The sequence below is a fragment of the Massilia niastensis DSM 21313 genome (genome assembly GCF_000382345.1).
Classification (GTDB): domain Bacteria; phylum Pseudomonadota; class Gammaproteobacteria; order Burkholderiales; family Burkholderiaceae_D; genus Telluria; species Telluria niastensis.
In genome coordinates this window covers 64,919-86,038 of sequence record NZ_KB908101.1, presented here as the reverse complement: position 1 = coordinate 86,038, position 21,120 = coordinate 64,919, and the positions used below count along the sequence as shown (strand labels likewise).

Here is a 21,120-nt window from a genome sequence, read left to right as displayed (position 1 = left end):
TCGTACGCTGGTACAACCAGGAACACAAGCACAGCAGCCTGAAATTCGTGACGCCGGCGCAGCGCCACACTGGTCAGGATGCGGCGATTCTGGCGTGCCGCGAGAAGGTCTATCGAGACGCCAGAAACAGCAATCCGGGGCGCTGGTCGCGCGGCACGAGGAATTGGAAGCTGGAAGACCAGGTCTGGTTGAATCCGGAACGGATTCGGCCAGAAGCACTACAGCAAGTAGCTTGAGGTGACGCGACAACTACGTTGACAAACGCCGACTTCGGTACGCCATTCCAAACAAAAAACATATCCGGAGAGTTCTATTGGAACGGTCCTTCTCTATTGCTGTGATTTGGCATGAGCAACTATTATCAGTTAATGGTTGATAGTTTAAATTGAATATACGCTCAGCATATGCCACTGTAGTCTGGACTTGTCCTGGCTTCCATGGAGTCGCGCATGAGTGGCATGCAATCCGACAGACGGCGCGATTCTCATCGGCAAGCCATGGTCGATGTCGCCGTCGTGCTCCAGCGTACGTATGGCGCGGCCTATGCGGCAAAATTTCTTCGTGAAATGAATATTCCGGAGCCCGTCATCGACCGGGTCGTTTCATCGACGGCGGTCCGACGACCGGGACACCGTGCAGCATCCCCTTAACCCGGCTCCTCATGAACGGTCCCGGCGCAAGCGCCTAGTGCACCGAGGGAAAGGTCAGCCAGTCGATACGGCCGAGCCGCACCAGGAGTTTCTGGATCTCGTCCGTGGCATTCCTGCTGGTGTCGAATTCATGGGTGAAATAGACACTGTCGCCGTAGGCCGCGACCAGCACGCAGGGACTGTCGAGCAGGTAAGTGCGGCCCTGGAGATCGACGATCGCGTTCTCGGCCACGCCCGGATCGGACGTTTGCGTGTCGGTCCAGGGCAGGACGGTGCCATCTGCATCTCTGACATACACGTGGAATCCGGCGGTTGGCCATTTCATGATGAGCTTTGGATGGTGGATGAACCCTGGGGGCGGGCTTCATAGTGCACCCTATCTGCGCGCGGCGTCGCCGCGTTGACACGCAGAAAGCTGTACGGCGCGCCCGCTACCGCAAGCGTGCGCGCCGGCCGCGGCAAGGGTGTATCGTGGATGGCGGTTCCCCGCCGCTGCGAGTGAATGGCGCCACAGCGCGCCATGCCTGGAGGTCCTCCGCCGTTGGCCGCATGCGCGCCCGGTCGGACCTGAGGAGCATGCGATGGATCAAGTACTTCGGTTTCTTGCGACAGGCGCCGCCGATGCGCCACTCTACGCCGTCATCGGCTACACCCTGCTGTCGACCCACCTGACCATTGTGGCGGTGACGGTCTACCTGCACCGCCACCAGGCCCACCACGCGCTGACGCTGCATCCGCTCATCGGCCACCTGTTCCGCTTCTGGCTCTGGCTCACCACCGGCATGGTGACGCGCGAATGGGTGGCGGTCCACCGCAAGCACCATGCCTGCTGCGAGCAGGTGGGCGACCCCCACAGTCCCCGGATCGTCGGCCTGCGCGCGGTACTGCTCAGGGGAGCCGAACTGTATCGCACCGCCAGCCGCGACCGGGAGGTGGTGGCGCGCTACGGCAAGGGCTGTCCCGACGACTGGATCGAACGCCACCTGTACAGCCGCTGGACCTGGCAGGGCGTGGGGCTGCTGCTGGTCGCCGACGTCGCCCTGTTCGGCATCCTCGGCCTGGCGGTGTGGGGGATCCAGATGCTGTGGATTCCCGTCCTGGCGGCCGGCGTGGTCAACGGGGTAGGGCATGCGATCGGGTACCGCAACTTCGATTGCCGCGAAGCCGCCGTGAATATCGTCCCGCTCGGCCTGCTGATCGGCGGGGAAGAGCTGCACAACAACCATCACGCCTACCCTTGCTCGGCGAAAATGTCGGTGAAATGGTATGAGTTCGACCTGGGCTGGCTGTACATCCGCACCCTGGCGCTGCTGGGACTGGCGCAGGTGCGTCCCGTCCCGCTCGCGCCGCGCACGCGTCCGTCCTGCCAGGACGTGGATGAGCGCACGCTGCATGCCGTCCTCGGCAACCGGGCGCACGTGATGGCCACGCTGTCGGCGCGGCTGGCGCCCGTGCTGCGCCAGGAAATCCGCAGCATGTCGCTGGCGGGGGTCCTGAACCGCAGGGCCGCGCTGCGGCTGCTGCGGCGCGATCCCGGCTACCTGAGCGCCGACGAAACCGCCATGCTCGGCAGCGTGCTGGCCGCGAACGGGCGGCTGCGCGACATCCAGGCCCTGCGGGTGCAATTGACGCAGGTGTGGCAGCGCTCGCTCGAGACCGAAGACGGGCTGTTCCGCATGCTGGCCGAGTGGTGCACCCGCGCCTCGCGGGCCGAATGTGCGCAGTTGCGCCGTTTTGCGGGCGAATTGCGTGCTTATGCCTGATCTCCATGCTGGCAAGCACAACGCGTGTTCTCCTACACAGATGTCGGACGCTGGCTGACGTCGGGTTTGGCGCCGGCAAGTATCATGAAAGCACTGATGACTTGCCTCTACCGGCGAGCATCCAGCCGCAACGCCTGGTACCTGTGCGAGTCGCAGGGCTTTCCCTGCCGCCTGACGTTGCTGGCGCAACCCAGGAAAGGACAGGATGCCATACCAACAATATCGCGGACACTGGATCGACGTCGGACTGGTGCTCGATGCTCCGCATCAGGTCTACCGCACCTTCATCGTTGACGCAGCGTCCGGCGCGATCCGCCATGAATTCGCCTTTACCTGCGTGGGTTTCGGCGATATCCGCCATGCCCAGGACGAGGCTTTTTCTAGAGCAAGGGCATGGGTGGAACAGCACCCCTTGCCGTGGCCGCATGCGGTCGACAACGCCATGACCTGACAGCAAGGCCTGGTCGCTTGTGGGTGACCAGTTTGCAACATGGGCAATCCCTGAAGAACGCATTGAAAGAAAAACTGGTCGCACTCTTGTAATCGCCGTTTTATACTCCAACTAGAGTATATGGGGAGTACAACACAGGAGACGCAACATGAAGTTGGCCAACGTGCAGCAAAAGTTACCTGACAGCGACAAGGTGACCGTGAATGTCGGACTTGTCGATCTTGCTCAGGTGGATCTACTGGTAGCGGAAGGCTTTTATTCGAATCGCACCGACTTCGTACGGACGGCCATACGCAACCAGCTCCAGGTACACGGGGAGGCGATTCGCCAGACCGTCCTGCGCAAACGTTATGTCATGGGCTTGCACCGTTATTCGCGCCACGAACTGGAACAGGTCGTGGCAGCCGGCCAGCAGCTCGACATCCACGTGCTCGGACTGGCAGCGATCGACGACGACGTCACGCCCGCCCTTGCACAAGCGGCAATCGCCTCGGTCCAGGTGCTCGGAGCCTTCATTGCAGCTCCAGCCACCCGGGAAGCCCTGGCGGACCGCATCCACACCTGATATAGGAATCACATGAAAACTCTTGAACGTTTTATCGAACAGATGGTCGAATCGGCCCGCATGGTGCGGTCGCATGATACGGCGGGAGCGACTGCCGTCATCCAGAAAGCACTGAAGGAATCCGGCTTGCTGCCGGGTCAGGGTGCTGCGGTCGCCGAGGAAGAGCGCGCGGCCTTTGTCGACCTGAACCCGGCGCCGACGTGGACCGATCGGGCCCGCCTTTTCAAAGGCAAGTTCGGGCGCATGCGTGGCCTGGCCGATACCGAACCGGGCGTGCCGGCCGAACCGGCGAACGATGTCGATGACCCGGCAGGCGGCCGGTTTATCAGCGGCACGTATGCCTGCGAGGCGGGCAGCCGGCGCTACAAGCTGTATGTGCCGAAGGAAGTGAAGCAGGGGCAGCCGCTGGTGGTCATGCTGCACGGCTGCACGCAGAATCCCGACGATTTCGCCACCGGCACCACCATGAACCGCCTGGCCGAGCAGCACGGCTGCCTGGTGCTGTATCCGGAACAGCCGCGCAGCGCCAACCAGAACAGCTGCTGGAACTGGTTCGAGGCGGCCCACCAGGGACGCGACCAGGGCGAACCCGCGATCATCGCCGGCATGACGCGCGACATCATCGCAAGCCATGGCGCAGATCCGAAGCGGGTGTTCGTCGCGGGCATGTCGGCAGGCGGCGCGATGGCGGCCATCCTGGGCGCCGAGTATCCGGACCTGTATGCGGCGGTCGGGGTCCACTCGGGACTGCCGGCGGGTAGTGCGAAGGACCTGATTTCAGGCCTGAAGGCGATGAAACGCCCCGGCAAGGCCTCGGCCTTGCGCGAAGGCTCGCCCATCATCGTCTTCCACGGCGATAGCGATCACGTGGTCCATTCCGCCAATGGCGAATCGGTGTTGCAGCAGTTCGTCGACGCCCATGCGAAAGGCGGAATCCGCAAGCAGCAGCGCCGCCACGAGGCCTGCGGCCGGCAGTGCACCACGACCACCTGGACCGATGGGAAGGGCAGGCCGGTCGCCGAGCACTGGCTGCTGCACGGCGCCGGTCATACCTGGACGGGCGGCAACGCGGCCGGTTCGCATACGGATGCGATGGGGCCCTGCGCTTCCGGTGAGATGCTGCGCTTCTTTCTGGGACAGCAGCGCTGAGGCAGCCTAGTCCCGTTTCTTCACCGCCTTCAGCAGGTTGTCGCGCAAGCCTGCCACGGAACCCTGGATCCGGGAAAACTCCTCTCCCGACAGGCCCGTGTCGATGGACAGACTCGAGGTCAGGGACCGCTCGCGCAGGCGGCGGCCGGCCTCGGTCAGGGCGATGCGCACCTGCCGCTCATTGGCCGGGTCGCGCTGGCGCGACAGATAGCCCGATGCCTCCATCTTCTTGAGGATCGGGGTCAGCGTATTCGATTCGAGAAACAGCTTCTCGCCCAGCCCGCTCACCGTCTGGTTGTCTTCTTCCGAGAGTGCGACAAGGATGATGTACTGGGTGTACGAAAGACCGAGCTCGTCGAGGATGGGCTTGTAGGCTTTGCCGAAAGCCAGGTTTGCCGAATACACGGCAAAGCACAGGAAATCGGAAAGCTTCTTGACGTCCTGGGCGGCGGGGACGCCGGGGGCACTGCGGTTCATCTGTGACTCCTTGGATGTCGATCCGCGAGGGGCCATGCTGCCCGATGTCTTCGGCGCATCGCCCCCCGGCCAGCACTGCGATTCGATCAGGACTGCGGCGCGTCGGCGCTGGTGCGCGCGGGCAAAGTCCAGCTCGGGCGGACGAAGTGGCAGGTGTAGCCGTTCGGATAACGCTCCAGGTAATCCTGGTGTTCCGGCTCGGCTTCCCAGAACGGGCCCGCGGGAACGATCTCGGTCACGACCTTGCCCGGCCACAGGCCGGAAGCATTGACGTCGGCCACGGTATTCTCGGCCACCAGTTTCTGCTCGTCGCTCAGGTAGAAGATCGCCGAACGGTAGCTCATGCCCATGTCGTTGCCCTGGCGGTTCTTCGTCGTCGGATCGTGGATCTGGAAGAAGAACTCGAGGATCCGGCGATAGCTGATCTTCGCCGGATCGAAGACGATCTCGATCGCTTCCGCATGGGTGCCGTGGTTGCGATAGGTGGCGTTGGCCACATCGCCGCCCGAGTAGCCCACCCGCGTCGACAGGACGCCGGGGTAGCGCCGCAGCAGGTCCTGCATGCCCCAGAAACAACCGCCGGCAAGGAGTGCGGTTTCGGTGTGGGTCGTCATGGTGAATCCTTTCATTGAGTGGACTGCGTTGTTCAGGATACTCCGCATCCTTGTCCGGGCGCGTCGGTATCGCTTCTGCTTCAGAAATCGGCCAGCCGTGCGCCCGCGACCTCGATCAGCCGGTCGAGGCGCAGGGTCGCGCCCGTGTCCAGCGTCAGGTACTCGGCGCCATTTCGGGCGAACACATCGGTGATGACCGCGCTGTGTTCCCGTACCGCGCGCTCCTCGTCATAGGCGCGGATACGGACCGGCTTGCGCGTCGTCGCATGGTCTTCCAGGTGATCGTGGAACGCGCAGCTGATCGGGTGGTAGGCGGAGGAAATGGCAGTCATGGCGTGGCCTTTCGTTAGCAAGCATGCCGGAAGTCAGGGACTTCGCAGGGCAAAGGATAAATCATCGAGATGCAAAGTGCACTAGTAAATCGATGGAGATCGTATCGTGTGCGATTATAATGCATTCGGAAAAACGCCGCAGTCGCGGCTATTTTTCCTTGAGCCCGACCAGCGTGCCGCGTAGCGCGACCACGCAGGCATGGGTGGCCGCTACCTGCGCGCGCCTCATCCCGGAAGCCGGCGACATGCCGAGGCCATAGGCGCGTACCCGCAGGCGCCGTCCCTGCTCCGTCAGCCTGATGCGCACCTGGCGTTCGTCGAGGCGGTCGCGCTCGCGCACGACATGACCCATCGCCTCCAGCTTCTTCAGCACCGGCGTCAGCGTATTCGATTCCAGGAACAGTTTTTCCCCGAGCCGGCACACGCTCACGTCGTCTTCCTCGTAGAGCGCGACGATGGCGATGTACTGCGGATAGGTCAGGCCCAGTTGCGACAGCTTCGGCTTGAACGCCCGGCCGAAGCTGAGATTGGCCGAATAGATCGCGAAGCACAGGAAGTCGTCCAATCGCTCGCCTGCTGGTATGCGTCCTTTGGTCATGATGTCGTGGCCTTGCTGTCGGCTGGGGAACGGATGGCCGGCGCAGCGCGCGCCGGCCGCATGGCATTACGCGGTGACGACCTTGATGGCCACGTCGATGTTGCCGCGGGTGGCTTTCGAGTACGGGCAGATGTCGTCGGCGGCGTGCGCGATCGCTTCGGCCACGTCCTGCGCCACGCCCGGCATGCTGACGTTCAGGCGCGCCTGCAGCAGGTAGGCGGCGCCGGTCATGCCCAGGTCGACTTCGATGCCGACCGCCAGGTCGTCCGGCAGCGCGACCTTCTTTTCCGCAGCCACCAGGCCGAGGGCGGTGATGTAGCAGGCCGACCAGGCGCCGGCGAACAGCTGTTCCGCCGCCGGGTGGGGCAGGGTGGCTTCGATCACGTGGGCCGGCTGTTGCGCGCCCGGCGAGGACAGCACGATGTCGAGGCGGCCTTCGTGGCCACGGGTGGCGTCGCGGCGGTTGAGGGTGGTCTGGGTGGCGCCGGTGAGCAGGACTGTGTCGATGGTGGTCATGGTGGACTCCTGGGCTTGGGTGGATTTTTATCGGTAGCGATTCAATCGGTATCGATGAATCGCATTCTAGGAGGGCATGCAGGCGGTGTCAAGCATCGGATGCAAAAAAATCGGTACCGATATTTGTGTTGTATGGTCTTCCATTCCCCTTGTGCGTGCGTCAACTGGGACAATTTGTCCTGATGTACGGATCTTGATTTCCATTAGCATTGGCGCGTTTTATCCGGTAACGCGTCCGCGCGACGCCGCCGGGTAGCCGATGACGAAACGAATTCCTCGCGAAGCTCGGGGCGCCAGCCTGGCGAGCCACTGCGTGCCGTCCCACCGCCGGGACGGCAACGCCACCGTGCCCGGACTGCGGGCGTGTCCCGGACCATCTGCGCCGCCGGCCGGGGACTTTCATCAGGCGGCGCACACATTCATACGGACCACCATGTCGAACCTTGACATCACATTGGCAGATTTGCCGACCACGGACGATGGGCCGCGCGCTCCGGAAGCGGCGTCCGCCAGCCGCCATGCGGCCGCCCCGGGCCGCTTCTCGCAATACTGGACGCTGACCAAGCCGCGCGTCACCCTCCTGACGGTCTTCTGCGCCGTCATCGGCAGCCTGCTCGCGAGCGACAGTTTCCCCGGCTGGGCGCTGCTGGCCTGGAGCGCGGCCGGGATCTGGCTGCTGGCCGGCGCCGCCTTCGCCGTCAACTGCCTGATCGAGGCGGAAGTCGATGCCCGGATGGCGCGCACCGCGCGGCGCGCCACCGCGCGCGGCGAACTGACGCGCACCCAGACCATCGTGTTCTCCACGGCGATGGGCGCCGCCGGGATGGCGGCCCTGTACTACCAGGTCAATCCGCTGACGATGTGGCTGACCCTGGCCACCTTCGTCGGCTATGCCTTCATCTACACCATCCTGCTCAAGCCGAACACCCCGCAGAACATCGTGATCGGGGGCCTGGCCGGCGCCATGCCCCCGGCCCTGGGCTGGGCGGCCGTCGACGGCGCCGTGCCGATGGAAGCCTGGCTGCTGGTGCTGATCATCTTCCTGTGGACGCCGCCGCACTTCTGGGCGCTGGCGATGTACCGGCGCGAGGACTACGCGCGCTCGGGCCTGCCGATGCTGCCGGTCACCCACGGGATGGCCCATACCGGCCGGCAGGTGTGGCTCTACAGCATTGCGCTGGCCGCCGGCACCGCGCTGCCGTGGGTCGTCGGCATGAGCGGCCTGCTGTACCTCGTGGCCGCGATCGTGCTCGATGCGGTGTTCCTGCGCCATGCCTGGCTGGTCCACCGCCATTACAGCGACCTGGTCGCGCGCAAGGCCTTCAAGTGGTCGGTTCTCTACCTGGCCCTGCTGTTCGCGGCGCTGCTGGCCGACCATTACTGGGTGCTGGCCGCCCAGTAACCTGGCTAGCCGGACGACACGCTCGGCTGCGCCTCGGGCGCCGCCATCTCCGGCGCCGCCTTGCGCGCGCTGCGCAGCTTGCGCCCCAGCCGCCGCCATCCGATCACCACGCCGGTCACGCTGAGCAGGGCGCCGCCGACGCTCAGCACGATCATGACCAGGTCCCACAAGGGCCTGCGCTCGAGCAGCGGCAGCCAGTCCCAGCTGTGCAGCATCGCGAACAGCCAGCGGCTCCAGCGCCGTCCGCTGTCGCTGCGGTTCAGGACCGCGCCGGTATGCGGATCGAGGTGCACCCAGGTGGCGTGCGCGTCGCCGAACACCACGCGCAGGATCGGCAGCGGCCTGTCGCTGCCGCCGGTCATGGTGTGCGCGTCGCGCGTGTAGTAGTAGAGGTCATACGCCGCCAGGCGTTCCACGCGCGCAACGGGAGCCGGCAGCAGGCGCGCCGCGGCGTTGCGCAGCGCGGCCTCGTCGAGCGCGGTCGGTCCGGCGCCGTGCGAATCGAGCAGCCCCGGGCGGCCGTTCGCCGGCTGGGCCAGCACGATGGTGCGGCCCAGCGCGCGCGTCCAGCGCAGTTCGCGCACGCCGCTGCCGGCGGCGCGCAGCAGCGCATCCGGCGCCGCGTCCTGCGGGGACGGCAGCAGCGGGCCGCCCTGCAGCGCTTCCATGCGCAGCGGCGCCGCGCCGGTATCGAACACGCGCCAGGGGTTCATCGACATCAGCCCGCTGAAGATCCAGGTGATGGTCACCAGCGCGAACAGCAGGCCGCTGATGTGATGCCAGCGCATCATCCGGCCCGGATAGGGCGTGCGCGCGCCGCTCTTGTAGGGCCGGGTGAAGCGCCAGCGCAGGATGCCGACCACGGTGCCGGTCAGCGCCGCGGCGATGCCGCCGATCGACAGCCAGTTGACGATGTCGGTCCAGTAGCGGTCGAAGGCATTGCCGCGCAAGGGGTACAGCCAGTGGATCCAGGCGCCGACGTAGTTCCACAGCCGTTCGCTGCGCGGCGCGTCGCGCACCACTTCGCCGCTGCGCCCGGACAGGTAGAGCAGGGTGGCGCCGGCATCGAGCACCTGCACGCGGTGCAGCGGCCGGTGCGCGTCGAGTCCGCGCGAGTGCGTGAACGCGTCCTCATCGATGGTCCCGAGGTAGCGCAGGCCCGTCCCCGGGCCGGCCCAGGCGGCGGCGCTCGCCATGACGCGGGCCTCGTCCACCGCATCGAGGCGGGCCCCGGTCCGGGCGTCGATGACGATGACGCCGCTGCCCGGCGGCGCCGGCTTGTGCCCGTTCGCCTTGCCGGCGCCCTCCGGCGTCGCCAGGTAGACCGGATCGCCGCCGCTGGCGGCGGCCAGCCGCAGTTCCTTCAGGGGCCCGGCGAGGCCCGCCGTCCGCAAGGCCTGTTCCGGCGCCAGCAGCGGCTGCGAGGCGCTCAAGGGCGGCAGGTGCTGCAGCCGTTCGGCGTCGGTCAGCTTGGGATAGCCGACGTACATCATCACGATGCCCGAGACGAACCACATGGCGAACAGCACGCAGGCGCCGACGCCGAGCCAGCGGTGGAACAGCAGGAACAGGCGTTTTGTCTTGCCATTCATGGTCGGCCTCTCGCTAGAAGGTGATGCGCAGCGCGACGTCCGCCGTGCGCGGCGCGCCCAGGTAAGCCATCGTGGCGCTCAGGTTGGCCGCATACACGCGGTCGGTGAGGTTGCGGATGCGCCCGACCACGGCCACATGGCGGTTGAACTGGTAGCTCAGGCCGAGGTCGACGAAGGTGTAGTCCGGCCAGGTCAGGGTGTTGGCGGCGTCCGCGTAGACCTTGCCGACCCGGCGCACGCCGATATTCGCCTGCAGGGCCGGCGTGAACGCATAGGAGACCCAGACGTTGGCGACCGTCGACGGCGTATTCGCCGGCGTCTTGCCGGCCAGGGAAACGCCGCCCTGGCGGAAGTCCTCGTACTCGGCATCGACATGGGTCAGGTTGCCCTGCAGCGAGAGCTGGCGCGTCGGCTGCAGCCCGACCGACAGCTCCACCCCCCTGGCCGACTGTTCGCCGACCAGCTGGGTCAGCGCGCTGTTGTTCGGGTCCTGGGACGCGATGTTCCTGCGCGTGATGCTGTAGGCGGCCAGGGTCGCGCTGCCCTTGCCCTGCCAGAAGTCGAGCTTGGCGCCGATCTCGGCCTGGCGGCCGGTGGTCAGCTCGCTGTTGTTGCGCACGTCCGCGAACGAGGCGGTGGTGAGGATGCCCGAAGGCGGATCGGCCGCCGTCGCATACTGCAGGTAGGCGCTGGCGCCGGGCGAGATATCCCACACCAGGCCGACCCGTCCCGTGGTCGGGCTGTAGCGGCGCTCGAAGCTGGCCGGGCTGGCGGCCGTGAGCTCGCGCCGGTTGGTCAGTTCGAGCTCGATCCGTTCGTGGCGCAGCGCCGTCACCAGCTTGAGCGCCGGCAGCAGGGCGGTCCGGTTTTCCAGGTAGAGCGCGGTGGTGCTCACCCGGTTGTCGCGGTCGGGCCGGAAGCCCGGGCCCATGCCGGGGATGTCGAAGAAGCGCTCGGTGACGAAGTCGTAGGGATCCACCGTGCTCACCGTGACGGCCAGGCTGTTGGGGAAGCGGGTCTGCTTGTTGACGCTGTAGTCCAGGCCGAAGGCCCAGTCGCTGCGGCGCGCGCCGATCCGGCCCCTGTAGACGCCGTCGATGCGGTCGCCGACCAGGCGCTGGTCGTGGCGCTGGAGGAAGACGGCGGAGCGGATCACCGCGCTGTTGCCGGGATTGAAGCGGTAGGTCTCGACGTTGCGGTAGTCGCGCAGCGCGTCATAGGCATACAGCGTGTTCGTGAACTGCAGCGCCTCGCTCACGCGCCAGCCGGCGATCGAGCGCAGCCAGTGCACGCGCTGGTCGTAGACGCCGTCGGCGCTGTTGTAGTTCTTGAAGCGGGTGGCTTGGTCGATGCGCAGCTCGCCGGCGAGCGGGTTGCGCAGCGGCGTGCCCCAGTAGGGGCGGTCGACGTCCTCTTCCTGGAACTCGTAGGCCAGCGTGTGGGTGAAGCGGGGCGAGAAGTCCGAGCGCAGCGAGGCCGCCAGCTGGGTCGAGCGCGACTTGACGCCGTCGACCCAGCTGCCCGTGTCGCGGTGATTGAGGTCGATGCGGGCGTAGTGATCGCCGCGGCCGGCGCCGTCGCCGCCGAGCATCCGGTTCAGGCCGAACGACGCTTCCTTGAGGTCGTCCGAGCCCAGGCGCAGCCGCGCTTCCGACATCGGCCGCGGCCCGGCCAGCTTGGTGACGTAGTTGATCGAGCCGCCCACGGCGCCGGAACCGTACAGGAAGCTCGACGGCCCGCCGATGGCCTCGACCCGCTCATAGATCCAGCTGTCGACCGGCCGCGCGGCGATCGAATACTGCACGTTGATGCCGTTGAACAGCTGGCTGATCGAGCCGCTGCCGAAACCGCGGTAGCTGACGCCGATATTGCCGGGCGCATTGTGGGCGGTGACGCCGGGGATGGCGCGCAGGACCTCCTGGGTATCCTGGGCGCCGCGCGCCTCGATCACGGCGCGGTCGACGATGGTGACGCTGGCCGGCGTCTCGCGCGGGGTGAGGCCGAGCCGGCTGCCGGTGCCGGAGGCCGTGTCGAGATTCAGCAGGCCGTTGGCGCGCGGTGCGGCGCCGGTGATCTCGACCACCGGCATGGCGCCGTCCTGCAGGTCCTGGGCGTGGACCGGCAGGGCGGCGAAGGCGCAGGACAGGGCCAGCGCGAGCGGGCGGGGATGCAAGGCGGGAGGCGCCGCTGCGCTTGTTGTCTTGTTGGTCATGACGATTCCTGTGCGCGGGCGTGAAGCGGCGCGCGCATGTGCCGGCGGGCGCGCAAGGGAAGCGCGCCGCCGACGGTGACGAGCGGTGTTCCGGCGCTTGCCTGGCTGCTGGAGGCGGCATGGCAGGCGTCTGGAACGTATCAAGGGCGAATCAGGAAATCGTCGACGGCGGCCCGCGCGACTGCGCGGCCGTCCACGCGAACTGCGGCGCGGGCGCGTGGTAGAACAGGGGCGGGTAGGGATCGCGCTCGCGCTCGAGCGGCATGGCAATGTCCGGCTGGCCCGGCGGGGCCAGCGGCTGCTGGTGCTGGGAACAGCACAGGTCGCAGTGCGCCATGCCCTGCATGGCCTTGTTGTCTTGCGGCATGGCATGATCGACCATGATCATGACGTGGCGGGTGCCCGTGGCGCTGCAGATCTCGGCCGTGTAGCCGAGCGGCGCCGTGGCATGGGACGCCATCGGGACGAACAGGCCGAACAGGAACGCCAGGAGGACGGTCCATCCGTACAGCGACTGGGATCTGCGGAGCCGGTTCATGGTAAAAATTATAGCGCCGGAAGCGGGCCCCGGCGCATGGGTGAGGCAATTTGTCCACGCTTTCTCCCATCAGGCAGTCCAGTTCACCGGTTGCTATAATCGTGGGTTGCGACATTCCGCAGAACCGATTGCCACCTGACCAGCAAAGAACGACCATGTTGCGCACGCTTGTGATTTCCCCGAACTGGATCGGCGACGCCGTGATGGCGCAGCCCTTGCTGCGCAAGCTGAAACAGCACCATCCCGACCGTCCGATCGATGTCCTGGCCCCGACCTGGGTGGCCCCGGTATGGCAGGCGATGCGCGAGGTGGACTCGGTGATCGAGGCGCCGTTCAAGCATGGCGCGCTCCAGCTGGGCGAGCGCCGCCGCTTCGCGAAGATGCTGAAGGCGCGCGGCTATGCCGATTCCTACGTGCTGCCGAACACGCTCAAGTTCGCGCTGATCCCCTGGCTGGCCGGCATCCCGAAGCGGGTCGGCTACAAGGGCGAGATGCGCTATGGCCTGGTCAACGTGATGCACCACGACGACAAGGAGGCGCCGCGCCCCATGGCCCAGTTCTACGAGGCGATGGCGGATGCCCCGGTGCGCCGCCTGGCGCGTCCGGAGCGGCTGCCGGAACCGGAAATGGTGGTGGGCGAGGACAAGGCGCAGGCCGCGATCGACCGCCTGGGCCTGCCGCCGGGAATCTACGTGGCCTTCGCGCCGGGCGCCGAATTCGGCCCCGCCAAGCGCTGGCCGTCGTCCTACTTCGCCGAACTGGCGCAGACCATCCTCGCCAATCGCCCGGACGCGCAGATCCTGCTGCTCGGCTCCCCCAAGGACCGCGCCGTGTGCGACGAGATCACCGCCCTTGTGCCGCAGGCGCACAACCTGGCCGGTTCCACCTCGCTGAGCGAGGCGATCGCCCTGATCTCGCGCGCCGCCGCGGTGGTGACCAACGACTCGGGCCTGATGCACATCGGCGCCGCGCTGCGCCGTCCGGTGGTGGCCATCTATGGCCCGACCGATCCGCGCCATACGCCGCCGCTGTCGCAGCTGGCGAAGATCCTGTGGCTGCACATCGAATGCTCGCCCTGCCAGCAGCGCGAGTGCCCGCTGGGGCACCAGAACTGCATGAAGCAGATCCTGCCGGCCGCCGTGTGGCAGCCCTTGCAACCCATGCTCGCGGCGCATGACGCGCGGCGGACAAGCAACACCTAATCGAAGAGGACCACCATGATTCTGGTAACAGGCGCAGCAGGCTTCATTGGAGCGAACCTGGTGCATGCGCTGTCGGCCCGCCAGCCGTTCAGCGTCTTCGGCGTCGACAACATGTCGCGACCGGAGAAGTTCCACAACATCGTCGACGCCGAGATCGCGGACTACCTCGACAAGGAAGACTTCATCGCGCGCCTGAAGGCGGGCCAGTTCGACGGCAAGTTCAGCGCGGTCCTGCACCAGGGCGCCTGCTCCAACACCATGGAGACCGACGGCCGCTACATGATGAAGAACAACTACGAGTACACCGTGGAACTGTTCGAATTCTGCCAGCGCGAAGGCATTCCCTTCATCTACGCCTCGTCGGCGGCCGTGTATGGCGGCGGCACCGTGTTCCGCGAAGAGCGTCCGCTGGAGAAGCCGCTGAACGTGTACGGCTACTCGAAATTCCTGTTCGACCAGTACCTGCGCCGCTACTGGCAGGCCAGGGGCAAGGACGCCGGCAGCCAGATGGTCGGCCTGCGCTACTTCAACGTCTACGGTCCGCTGGAACAGCACAAGGGCACGATGGCCTCGGTGCCGTTCCACCAGTACCACCAGTTCCTGAAAGAGGGCAAGGTCAAGCTGTTCGGCGCCAACGAGGGCTACGAGGCCGGCACCCAGATGCGCGACTTCATCTATATCGAGGACGTGGTCAAGGTCAACCTGTTCTTCCTGGATAACCCTGACAAGCGCGGCATCTTCAACCTTGGCACCGGCCGCGCCCAGCCCTTCAACGACCTGGCCATCGCCACCGTCAACGCGCTGGCCAACGAGGGCAAGCCGACGATGACGCTGGACGAGATCCTGGCCAAGGGCCTGCTCGAATACCTGCCGTTCCCCGACAAACTGAAGGGCAAATACCAGAGCTTCACCCAGGCCGACATCTCGGCCTTGCGCGAAGTCGGCTACCGCGAGGAGTTCACCGACGTGGCTACCGGCGTGGCGAAGTACATGGACTTCCTGCGCAGCCAGCCGGCACGCTGAGTACAGCCCGCGTGCATGCCCATGGGCCGTCTTCGGACGGCCTTTTTTATGGTTCTTCACGGATGAGCGCGAAGTAAGAGTGCTGCATTCAGGGTCAGGTCTGTCATTCGGACACCGAGCGAGCACCTTTGCTCTATCTCAAAATGCTGGTTTGTTTATCCCAAACTCGTCAATGCTCGGCTCTCATTCGTCACCGCAAGCTGTGCATCACGGACCATGTCGGAAAGTGGAAAAAAGTCTTAGTCTACTTAAAACCGTTCTGAGATTTCGCAAGGGTTGTGCGTCCATGTCCGAATGACAGACCTGACCCTGAATGTGGACTTCCTGTGCAGCCAGCCGGCACGCTAAGCATGTACCGATGGCCGTCTTCGGACGGCCTTTTTTATTTACTCATCGATACAAGGCCTTTACACCGCGTCGCCACCTTTATACGATTTTTTTACGCCTGAATCGCTAAGCTGCTCGTGTCCATCCGCCGCCCCGCGCGTCGCATGGCTTCGATAACAACACACAAGCAGGACATCATGAAAGCACCGATTCAAGCGCTGTTCGCCGGCCTGATCCTGGCCGGCCACGCCCACGCCGACACCCCCGCAGCCGCATCGACCCTCGGCTGGAACGCGGCGGCCACCTCCGACTACCGTTACCGCGGCATCTCCCAGACCCGCCTGCGTCCGGCCCTGCAGGGCGGCGTCGACTATGTCCACGCATCCGGCTGGTACGCCGGCGCCTGGGCCTCGACCATCAAGTGGATCGGGGACGCCGGCGGCAAGGGCGAGGTCGAGATCGATTTGTATGGCGGCAAGCGCGGCGAACTGCCGGGCGCGCTCAGCTACGACGTCGGCGTGCTGCGCTACTTCTACCCCGACAACGGCATGGGCCGCGTGAGCGGCTTCGCCAACGCCCACACCACCGAAGCCTACCTCCAGCTGGGAGTCGGGCCGGCCTGGATCAAGTACTCGCACGCCCTGACCAACCTGTTCGGCTTCGTCGACAGCGGGAACAGCGGCTACCTGGACCTGGGCGCCAACATCGACGCCGGCAAGGGCTTCATGCTCAACCTGCACGCCGGCCGCCAGCGCGTGGACAACAATTCCGCTGCGAGTTACACCGACTGGAAGGTCGGCGTCACCCGCCAGTTCGAACTCGCTTCGGTGGCGCTGGCGGTGGTCGGCACCAACGCCGGCAAGACGGCCTACGCCTCGCCCGCGAACGGCAAATTCCTCGGCAGGAAGGCACTGCAGCTGAGCGTCAGCCGCACCTTCTGACCCCACGCCGTTTACACCGCGTTTACGCGGCATCCCCGCCTTTTTATCCTGTCTTTAGGGCGATGCCGCTACGCTTCCCTTCATCAACATCAACGCTGAAAGCGAATGTGTATGGATGCGATTTTTATCGGCGCGCTGCTCGCCTTCTTCCTTCTCTCCTGGGCGCTGCTCGCAGGCTGCGCACGCCTCGGAGGCAAGCCATGACCCTCTCCTACGTGATCGCCGGCGCCTGCGCCGTCGCGCTGCTCGGCTACCTGCTGGTGGCATTGTTCAAGCCGGAGGACCTGTGATGAGCACCAATAACCTGCTGCTGCTTGCGGCTTTCCTGCTGGTCCTGCTGGCCCTGGCCTGGCCGCTGGGCGCGCTGCTGGCGCGCGTCGGCGAGCGCGGCACCATTCCCGGCCTGCGCTGGCCCGGCAAGCTGGAACGCATCCTGTACCGCTGCGCCGGCCCGGCCGCGACCCAGGACCAAGACTGGAAGACCTACACCCTGGCGCTGCTCGTGTTCAACGCGATCGGCGCGCTGGCCGTCTACCTGATCCAGCGCGTCCAGGCCTGGCTGCCGCTGAACCCGGAAAACATGGGCAATGTCAGCCCGGACTCGGCCTTCAACACGGCCGTCAGCTTCGTTTCCAACACCAACTGGCAGGGCTACAGCGGCGAGCAGACCATGAGCATCCTGACCCAGATGCTGGCGCTGGCCTGCCAGAACTTCTTCTCGGCCGCTACCGGCATCGCCGTGGTGTTCGCCCTGATTCGCGGCTTCAGCGCGCGTTCGGCCAAGTCGATCGGCAACTTCTGGGTCGACCTGACCCGCTCCACCCTGTACGTGCTGCTGCCGCTGTCGCTGGTCGTGGCCGTCTTCCTGGCCGGACAAGGCGTGGTGCAGAACTTCTCGAGCCACGTCGACGCGCACCTGCTGGATCCGATCACCTATACCCAGCCGCCCGCGACGCCGGACGCGCAGCCGGTCGACATGCGCGCCGATACCCAGTCCATTCCGATGGGACCGGTCGCCTCGCAGGAATCGATCAAGCTGCTGGGCACCAATGGCGGCGGCTACTTCAACGCCAACTCCGCCCATCCGTTCGAGAACCCGAACGCGCTGTCGAACTTCGTCGAGATGGTTTCCATCTTCCTGATCCCGGCCGCGCTGTGCTTCGCTTTCGGACGCATGGTCGGTGATATCCGCCAGGGCTGGGCGGTGCTGGCCACCATGACCCTGGTGTTCGTGATCGCCGCCGGGCTGGCCTTCGTTTCCGAACAGCAGGCCAATCCGCAGCTCGCGGCGCTGGGCGTGGACCAGGCGGCCAGCACGCTGCAGCCGGGCGGCAACATGGAAGGCAAGGAAATCCGTTTCGGCATCGGTGCCTCGTCCCTGTTCGCGGTCATCACCACCGCCGCCTCCTGCGGCGCGGTGAATTCCATGCACGATTCCTTCATGCCGCTGGGCGGCATGGTGCCGATGGTCCTGATGCAGTTCGGCGAAGTGATCTTCGGCGGCGTCGGCTCGGGCCTGTACGGCATGCTGGTGTTCGCGATCCTGGCGGTGTTCATCGCCGGCCTGATGATCGGCCGTACCCCGGAATACCTGGGCAAGAAGATCGGCGCGTTTGAAATGAAGATGACCGCGGTGGCGATCCTGGTCACGCCCTGCCTGGTGCTGCTGGGAACCGCGCTGGCGGTCATGGCGGCCAGCGGCAAGGCCGGCATCGCCAATCCGGGCGCGCATGGCTTCTCGGAAATCCTGTACGCGCTGAGTTCGGCGGCGAACAACAACGGCAGCGCCTTCGCCGGCCTTTCCGCCAACACGCCGTTCTACAACACCCTGCTGGCGGTGGCGATGTGGTTCGGGCGCTTCGCCGTGATCGTGCCGGTGCTGGCGATCGCCGGTTCGCTGGCCGGACGCCAGCGCCTGGCCGTCACCGCCGGTACCATGCCGACCCATGGCCCTCTGTTCGTCTGCCTGCTGGCGGCGATCGTGGTGCTGGTCGGCGTCCTCAACTACGTACCGGCCCTGGCCCTTGGGCCGGTGGTCGAACATCTCCAGCTGTTCGGAGCATAATCATGGAACAAAGCATTCCTCATACCCAGCCGGCCCAGCCGGTGCGCCGCGCCCTGACCCTGTTCGACTCGACCCTGGTCGGGCCGGCCATCGCCGACGCCTTCAAGAAGCTGCATCCGCGTACCCAGTTGCGCAGCCCGGTCATGTTCGTGGTCTACATCGGCGCGATCCTGACGACGCTGCTGTACCTGCAGGCCCTGGCCGGGCAGGGCGAAGCCCCGGCGGGCTTCATCCTGGCCACCGCCATCTGGCTATGGTTCACGATCCTGTTCGCGAACTTCGCCGAAGCCCTGGCCGAAGGCCGCAGCAAGGCCCAGGCGGCGTCGCTGCGCGCCCTGCGCCAGACCGTGATGGCCAAGAAGCTGTACAACCCCGTGCACGGCACGACGTGGATCCCGACCAAGTCGGATGAACTGCGCAAGGGCATGTTCTTCCTGGTCGAAGCGGGCGACGTGATTCCGGTGGACGGCGAGATCGTCGAAGGCGTGGCCTCGGTCGACGAGAGCGCCATTACCGGCGAATCGGCCCCCGTGATCCGCGAGTCGGGCGGCGACTTCTGCGCCGTCACCGGCGGCACCCGCGTGCTGTCCGACTGGCTGGTGGTGAAGGTCAGCGCCAATCCGGGCGAAACCTTCCTCGACCGCATGATCGGCATGGTCGAAGGCGCGGCGCGCAAGAAGACCCCGAACGAGATCGCGTTGACCATCCTGCTGGTGGCCCTGACCATCGTGTTCCTGGTGGTGACGGCGACCCTGCTGCCGTTCTCGATGTTCGCAGTGGAAATGGCCGGTGGTGGCCAGGCGGTCACGATCACCGCCCTGGTCGCGCTGCTGGTGTGCCTAATCCCGACCACCATCGGCGGCTTGCTGTCGGCCATCGGCGTGGCCGGCATGAGCCGCATGATGCAGGCCAACGTGATCGCCACCTCGGGCCGAGCGGTCGAAGCGGCCGGCGACGTCGACGTGCTGTTGCTGGACAAGACCGGCACCATCACCTTCGGCAACCGCCAGGCCGCAGCCTTCCTGCCGGCGCCGGGCGTGAGCGAACAGGAACTGGCCGACGTGGCCCAGCTGGCCTCGCTGGCCGACGAGACCCCGGAAGGGCGCAGCGTCGTGGTGCTGGCCAAGAACCGCTTCGCGATCCGCGAACGGGTGATGGAGCCGCTGCACGCCGTGTTCGTGCCGTTCAGCGCCCAGACCCGCATGAGCGGCGTCGACCTCGGCGCGCGCCATCTGCGCAAGGGCGCGGCTTCGGCGATCCGCCACCATGTGGAACTGCTCGGCCAGAAATGGCCGGCCGAGATCGAGCGCATCGTCGACGACGTGGCGCGCCGCGGCAGCACGCCGCTGGTGGTGGCCGACGCCGGCAAGGTGATGGGCGTGGTCGAGCTCAAGGACGTGGTCAAGGGCGGCATCCGCGAGCGTTTCGCCGAGCTGCGCCGCATGGGCGTGAAGACCGTGATGGTCACCGGCGACAACAAGCTGACCGCCGCCGCCATCGCGGCCGAGGCAGGCGTGGACGACTTCGTGGCCGAGGCCACGCCGGAAGAGAAGCTGCAGCTGATCCGCGGCTACCAGGCCGAGGGCAAGCTGGTCGCGATGACCGGTGACGGCACCAACGACGCGCCGGCGCTGGCCCAGGCCGACGTGGCGGTGGCGATGAATTCCGGCACCCAGGCGGCCAAGGAAGCCGGCAACATGGTCGACCTCGATTCGAACCCGACCAAGCTGCTGGAGATCGTCGAGATCGGCAAGCAGATGCTGATGACGCGCGGTGCGCTCACCACCTTCTCGATCTCGAACGACATCGCCAAGTATTTCGCGATCGTTCCGGCTGCTTTCGTCGGCACCTATCCGAGCCTGAAGGCGCTCGACATCATGAGGCTGACCAGCCCCTCGTCGGCGATCATGTCGGCGGTGATCTTCAATGCCCTGATCATCGTGTTCCTGATCCCGCTCGCGCTCAAGGGCGTGCGCTACCGCGCAATCGGCGCCGCCAGCCTGCTGCGCCGCAACCTGCTGGTCTACGGCGTCGGCGGCCTGCTGCTGCCGTTCGCCGGCATCAAGCTGATCGACATGGCGCTCGCAGCGCTCAACCTGGCATGAAGGAGTCCACCATGCAATCCCTTATCCGTCCCGCGCTGGTGCTGTTCGGCGCACTGACCCTCATCTGCGGCATCGTGTATCCGCTGGCCGTGACCGGCATCGCCCAGGCGGCGTTCCCCGAACAGGCCAACGGCAGCCTGGTCCGCCATGGCGGGCAGGTGGTCGGCTCGTCCCTGATCGGCCAGTCGTTCAGCAGCCCGCGCTATTTCTGGGGCCGTCCGTCGGCCACCGGACCGATGCCGGCCAACGGCGCGGGCTCGAGCGGTTCCAACCAGGGACCGGCCAATCCGGCGCTGGGCGAGGCCGTCAAGGCGCGCATCGCCGCGCTGCGCGAGCTTGATCCCGGCAGTACCGCCGCGGTGCCGGTCGACCTGGTCACGGCCTCGGCCAGTGGCCTCGATCCGGAGATCAGCATCGCCGCCGCGCGCTACCAGATGGGGCGCGTGGCACGCGTGCGCGGCCTCGACGCGGCGCGCGTCGCCGCGCTGGTGGACGAGCACAGCAAGGGTCGCTTGCTGGGCGTGTTCGGCGAGCCCCGGGTCAACGTGCTGGCGCTGAACCTGGCGCTGGACGCGGAAAGCCTGCATACTCGTTGATC

General features: G+C 66.2%; 21 protein-coding genes and 1 pseudogene. 13 read left to right on the top strand and 9 right to left on the bottom strand.

Annotated features, from left to right (window positions below; genetic code table 11):
- Positions 1-236, top strand: a pseudogene (locus tag H162_RS34750) (IS3 family transposase); the annotation flags it as partial.
- A gap of 448 nt (positions 237-684) precedes the next feature.
- Here H162_RS34750 and H162_RS0116285 read toward each other — a convergent pair.
- Entirely contained in the window at positions 685-975 is a 291-nt protein-coding gene (locus H162_RS0116285; RefSeq protein ID WP_156885647.1) for a hypothetical protein, read from the bottom strand.
- A gap of 256 nt (positions 976-1,231) precedes the next feature.
- Here H162_RS0116285 and H162_RS0116280 point away from each other — a divergent pair, with 256 nt between their 5' ends.
- From H162_RS0116280 to H162_RS0116265, 4 genes are all read left to right on the top strand, one after another.
- Positions 1,232-2,413 (top strand): DesA family fatty acid desaturase, encoded by a 1,182-nt coding sequence (locus H162_RS0116280; RefSeq protein ID WP_020654548.1) that lies wholly within the window; start codon positions 1,232-1,234, stop codon positions 2,411-2,413.
- Between the two features lie 205 nt (positions 2,414-2,618).
- On the top strand, positions 2,619-2,864 hold the full coding sequence (locus H162_RS0116275; RefSeq protein WP_020654547.1) for a hypothetical protein: 246 nt from the start codon (positions 2,619-2,621) through the stop codon (positions 2,862-2,864).
- A gap of 148 nt (positions 2,865-3,012) precedes the next feature.
- Positions 3,013-3,429: a ribbon-helix-helix domain-containing protein gene (locus tag H162_RS0116270; RefSeq protein WP_020654546.1), complete on the top strand. Its 417-nt coding sequence runs from the start codon at positions 3,013-3,015 to the stop codon at positions 3,427-3,429.
- Positions 3,430-3,441: 12 nt separating this feature from the next.
- The gene (locus H162_RS0116265) at positions 3,442-4,578 is read left to right on the top strand and encodes an extracellular catalytic domain type 1 short-chain-length polyhydroxyalkanoate depolymerase (RefSeq protein ID WP_026354718.1); all 1,137 of its coding nucleotides are present in this window, start codon (positions 3,442-3,444) and stop codon (positions 4,576-4,578) included.
- 6 nt (positions 4,579-4,584) lie between these two features.
- Here H162_RS0116265 and H162_RS0116260 read toward each other — a convergent pair whose 3' ends face one another.
- The 5 genes from H162_RS0116260 to H162_RS0116240 form a co-directional block, all read right to left on the bottom strand.
- Complete coding sequence (locus tag H162_RS0116260; RefSeq protein ID WP_020654544.1) at positions 4,585-5,055, bottom strand: MarR family winged helix-turn-helix transcriptional regulator; 471 nt, start codon at positions 5,053-5,055, stop codon at positions 4,585-4,587.
- Between the two features lie 86 nt (positions 5,056-5,141).
- On the bottom strand, positions 5,142-5,669 hold the full coding sequence (msrA, locus tag H162_RS0116255; RefSeq protein ID WP_020654543.1) for a peptide-methionine (S)-S-oxide reductase MsrA: 528 nt from the start codon (positions 5,667-5,669) through the stop codon (positions 5,142-5,144).
- 80 nt (positions 5,670-5,749) lie between these two features.
- Positions 5,750-6,001, bottom strand: a complete 252-nt coding sequence (locus H162_RS0116250; protein ID WP_020654542.1) for a hypothetical protein — start codon at positions 5,999-6,001, stop codon at positions 5,750-5,752.
- 148 nt (positions 6,002-6,149) lie between these two features.
- Positions 6,150-6,599 (bottom strand): MarR family winged helix-turn-helix transcriptional regulator, encoded by a 450-nt coding sequence (locus H162_RS0116245; RefSeq protein WP_026354717.1) that lies wholly within the window; start codon positions 6,597-6,599, stop codon positions 6,150-6,152.
- Positions 6,600-6,665: 66 nt separating this feature from the next.
- Positions 6,666-7,115: an Ohr family peroxiredoxin gene (locus H162_RS0116240; protein WP_020654540.1), complete on the bottom strand. Its 450-nt coding sequence runs from the start codon at positions 7,113-7,115 to the stop codon at positions 6,666-6,668.
- Between the two features lie 433 nt (positions 7,116-7,548).
- On the opposite strand from H162_RS0116240, the gene cyoE reads away from it, so the two are divergent.
- A complete protein-coding gene (gene cyoE / locus H162_RS0116235; protein WP_040787587.1) occupies positions 7,549-8,517 on the top strand; it encodes a heme o synthase in 969 nt (322 codons plus the stop codon).
- Positions 8,518-8,522: 5 nt separating this feature from the next.
- On the opposite strand, the gene H162_RS0116230 is transcribed toward cyoE, so the two are convergent.
- From H162_RS0116230 to H162_RS0116220, 3 genes are all read right to left on the bottom strand, one after another.
- The gene (locus H162_RS0116230) at positions 8,523-10,109 is read right to left on the bottom strand and encodes a PepSY domain-containing protein (protein WP_020654538.1); all 1,587 of its coding nucleotides are present in this window, start codon (positions 10,107-10,109) and stop codon (positions 8,523-8,525) included.
- A gap of 13 nt (positions 10,110-10,122) precedes the next feature.
- Complete coding sequence (locus tag H162_RS0116225) at positions 10,123-12,321, bottom strand: TonB-dependent receptor (protein WP_020654537.1); 2,199 nt, start codon at positions 12,319-12,321, stop codon at positions 10,123-10,125.
- 151 nt (positions 12,322-12,472) lie between these two features.
- A complete protein-coding gene (locus H162_RS0116220; RefSeq protein WP_020654536.1) occupies positions 12,473-12,859 on the bottom strand; it encodes a DUF2946 domain-containing protein in 387 nt (128 codons plus the stop codon).
- A 155-nt stretch (positions 12,860-13,014) separates the two neighbouring features.
- On the opposite strand from H162_RS0116220, the gene waaF reads away from it, so the two are divergent.
- From waaF to kdpC, 7 genes are all read left to right on the top strand, one after another.
- Complete coding sequence (gene waaF / locus H162_RS0116215; RefSeq protein ID WP_020654535.1) at positions 13,015-14,061, top strand: lipopolysaccharide heptosyltransferase II; 1,047 nt, start codon at positions 13,015-13,017, stop codon at positions 14,059-14,061.
- Positions 14,062-14,076: 15 nt separating this feature from the next.
- The gene (gene rfaD, locus H162_RS0116210; RefSeq protein ID WP_026354715.1) at positions 14,077-15,084 is read left to right on the top strand and encodes an ADP-glyceromanno-heptose 6-epimerase; all 1,008 of its coding nucleotides are present in this window, start codon (positions 14,077-14,079) and stop codon (positions 15,082-15,084) included.
- Between the two features lie 524 nt (positions 15,085-15,608).
- The gene (locus H162_RS0116205) at positions 15,609-16,352 is read left to right on the top strand and encodes a TorF family putative porin (protein ID WP_020654533.1); all 744 of its coding nucleotides are present in this window, start codon (positions 15,609-15,611) and stop codon (positions 16,350-16,352) included.
- Positions 16,353-16,552: 200 nt separating this feature from the next.
- Positions 16,553-16,642: a K(+)-transporting ATPase subunit F gene (kdpF, locus tag H162_RS31085; protein ID WP_020654531.1), complete on the top strand. Its 90-nt coding sequence runs from the start codon at positions 16,553-16,555 to the stop codon at positions 16,640-16,642.
- Positions 16,642-18,417, top strand: a complete 1,776-nt coding sequence (kdpA, locus tag H162_RS0116195) for a potassium-transporting ATPase subunit KdpA (protein ID WP_020654530.1) — start codon at positions 16,642-16,644, stop codon at positions 18,415-18,417. The genes kdpF and kdpA overlap by 1 nt, the downstream gene beginning before the upstream one ends.
- Positions 18,418-18,419: 2 nt before the next feature.
- Entirely contained in the window at positions 18,420-20,522 is a 2,103-nt protein-coding gene (gene kdpB / locus H162_RS0116190; protein WP_020654529.1) for a potassium-transporting ATPase subunit KdpB, read from the top strand.
- A gap of 11 nt (positions 20,523-20,533) precedes the next feature.
- The gene (gene kdpC, locus H162_RS0116185; protein WP_020654528.1) at positions 20,534-21,118 is read left to right on the top strand and encodes a potassium-transporting ATPase subunit KdpC; all 585 of its coding nucleotides are present in this window, start codon (positions 20,534-20,536) and stop codon (positions 21,116-21,118) included.
- The last annotated feature ends 2 nt before the right edge of the window (positions 21,119-21,120 follow it).

What these genes read in the sequence shown, in the direction of transcription:
- H162_RS0116285 (WP_156885647.1), bottom strand. Translation starts at nt 975, where the DNA reads ATGAAATGGCCAACCGCCGGATTCCACGTGTATGTCAGAGATGCAGAT.
- H162_RS0116280 (WP_020654548.1), top strand. Translation starts at nt 1,232, where the DNA reads ATGGATCAAGTACTTCGGTTTCTTGCGACAGGCGCCGCCGATGCGCCA.
- H162_RS0116275 (WP_020654547.1), top strand. Translation starts at nt 2,619, where the DNA reads ATGCCATACCAACAATATCGCGGACACTGGATCGACGTCGGACTGGTG.
- H162_RS0116270 (WP_020654546.1), top strand. Translation starts at nt 3,013, where the DNA reads ATGAAGTTGGCCAACGTGCAGCAAAAGTTACCTGACAGCGACAAGGTG.
- H162_RS0116265 (WP_026354718.1), top strand. Translation starts at nt 3,442, where the DNA reads ATGAAAACTCTTGAACGTTTTATCGAACAGATGGTCGAATCGGCCCGC.
- H162_RS0116260 (WP_020654544.1), bottom strand. Translation starts at nt 5,055, where the DNA reads ATGAACCGCAGTGCCCCCGGCGTCCCCGCCGCCCAGGACGTCAAGAAG.
- msrA (WP_020654543.1), bottom strand. Translation starts at nt 5,669, where the DNA reads ATGACGACCCACACCGAAACCGCACTCCTTGCCGGCGGTTGTTTCTGG.
- H162_RS0116250 (WP_020654542.1), bottom strand. Translation starts at nt 6,001, where the DNA reads ATGACTGCCATTTCCTCCGCCTACCACCCGATCAGCTGCGCGTTCCAC.
- H162_RS0116245 (WP_026354717.1), bottom strand. Translation starts at nt 6,599, where the DNA reads ATGACCAAAGGACGCATACCAGCAGGCGAGCGATTGGACGACTTCCTG.
- H162_RS0116240 (WP_020654540.1), bottom strand. Translation starts at nt 7,115, where the DNA reads ATGACCACCATCGACACAGTCCTGCTCACCGGCGCCACCCAGACCACC.
- cyoE (WP_040787587.1), top strand. Translation starts at nt 7,549, where the DNA reads ATGTCGAACCTTGACATCACATTGGCAGATTTGCCGACCACGGACGAT.
- H162_RS0116230 (WP_020654538.1), bottom strand. Translation starts at nt 10,109, where the DNA reads ATGAATGGCAAGACAAAACGCCTGTTCCTGCTGTTCCACCGCTGGCTC.
- H162_RS0116225 (WP_020654537.1), bottom strand. Translation starts at nt 12,321, where the DNA reads ATGACCAACAAGACAACAAGCGCAGCGGCGCCTCCCGCCTTGCATCCC.
- H162_RS0116220 (WP_020654536.1), bottom strand. Translation starts at nt 12,859, where the DNA reads ATGAACCGGCTCCGCAGATCCCAGTCGCTGTACGGATGGACCGTCCTC.
- waaF (WP_020654535.1), top strand. Translation starts at nt 13,015, where the DNA reads ATGTTGCGCACGCTTGTGATTTCCCCGAACTGGATCGGCGACGCCGTG.
- rfaD (WP_026354715.1), top strand. Translation starts at nt 14,077, where the DNA reads ATGATTCTGGTAACAGGCGCAGCAGGCTTCATTGGAGCGAACCTGGTG.
- H162_RS0116205 (WP_020654533.1), top strand. Translation starts at nt 15,609, where the DNA reads ATGAAAGCACCGATTCAAGCGCTGTTCGCCGGCCTGATCCTGGCCGGC.
- kdpF (WP_020654531.1), top strand. Translation starts at nt 16,553, where the DNA reads ATGACCCTCTCCTACGTGATCGCCGGCGCCTGCGCCGTCGCGCTGCTC.
- kdpA (WP_020654530.1), top strand. Translation starts at nt 16,642, where the DNA reads ATGAGCACCAATAACCTGCTGCTGCTTGCGGCTTTCCTGCTGGTCCTG.
- kdpB (WP_020654529.1), top strand. Translation starts at nt 18,420, where the DNA reads ATGGAACAAAGCATTCCTCATACCCAGCCGGCCCAGCCGGTGCGCCGC.
- kdpC (WP_020654528.1), top strand. Translation starts at nt 20,534, where the DNA reads ATGCAATCCCTTATCCGTCCCGCGCTGGTGCTGTTCGGCGCACTGACC.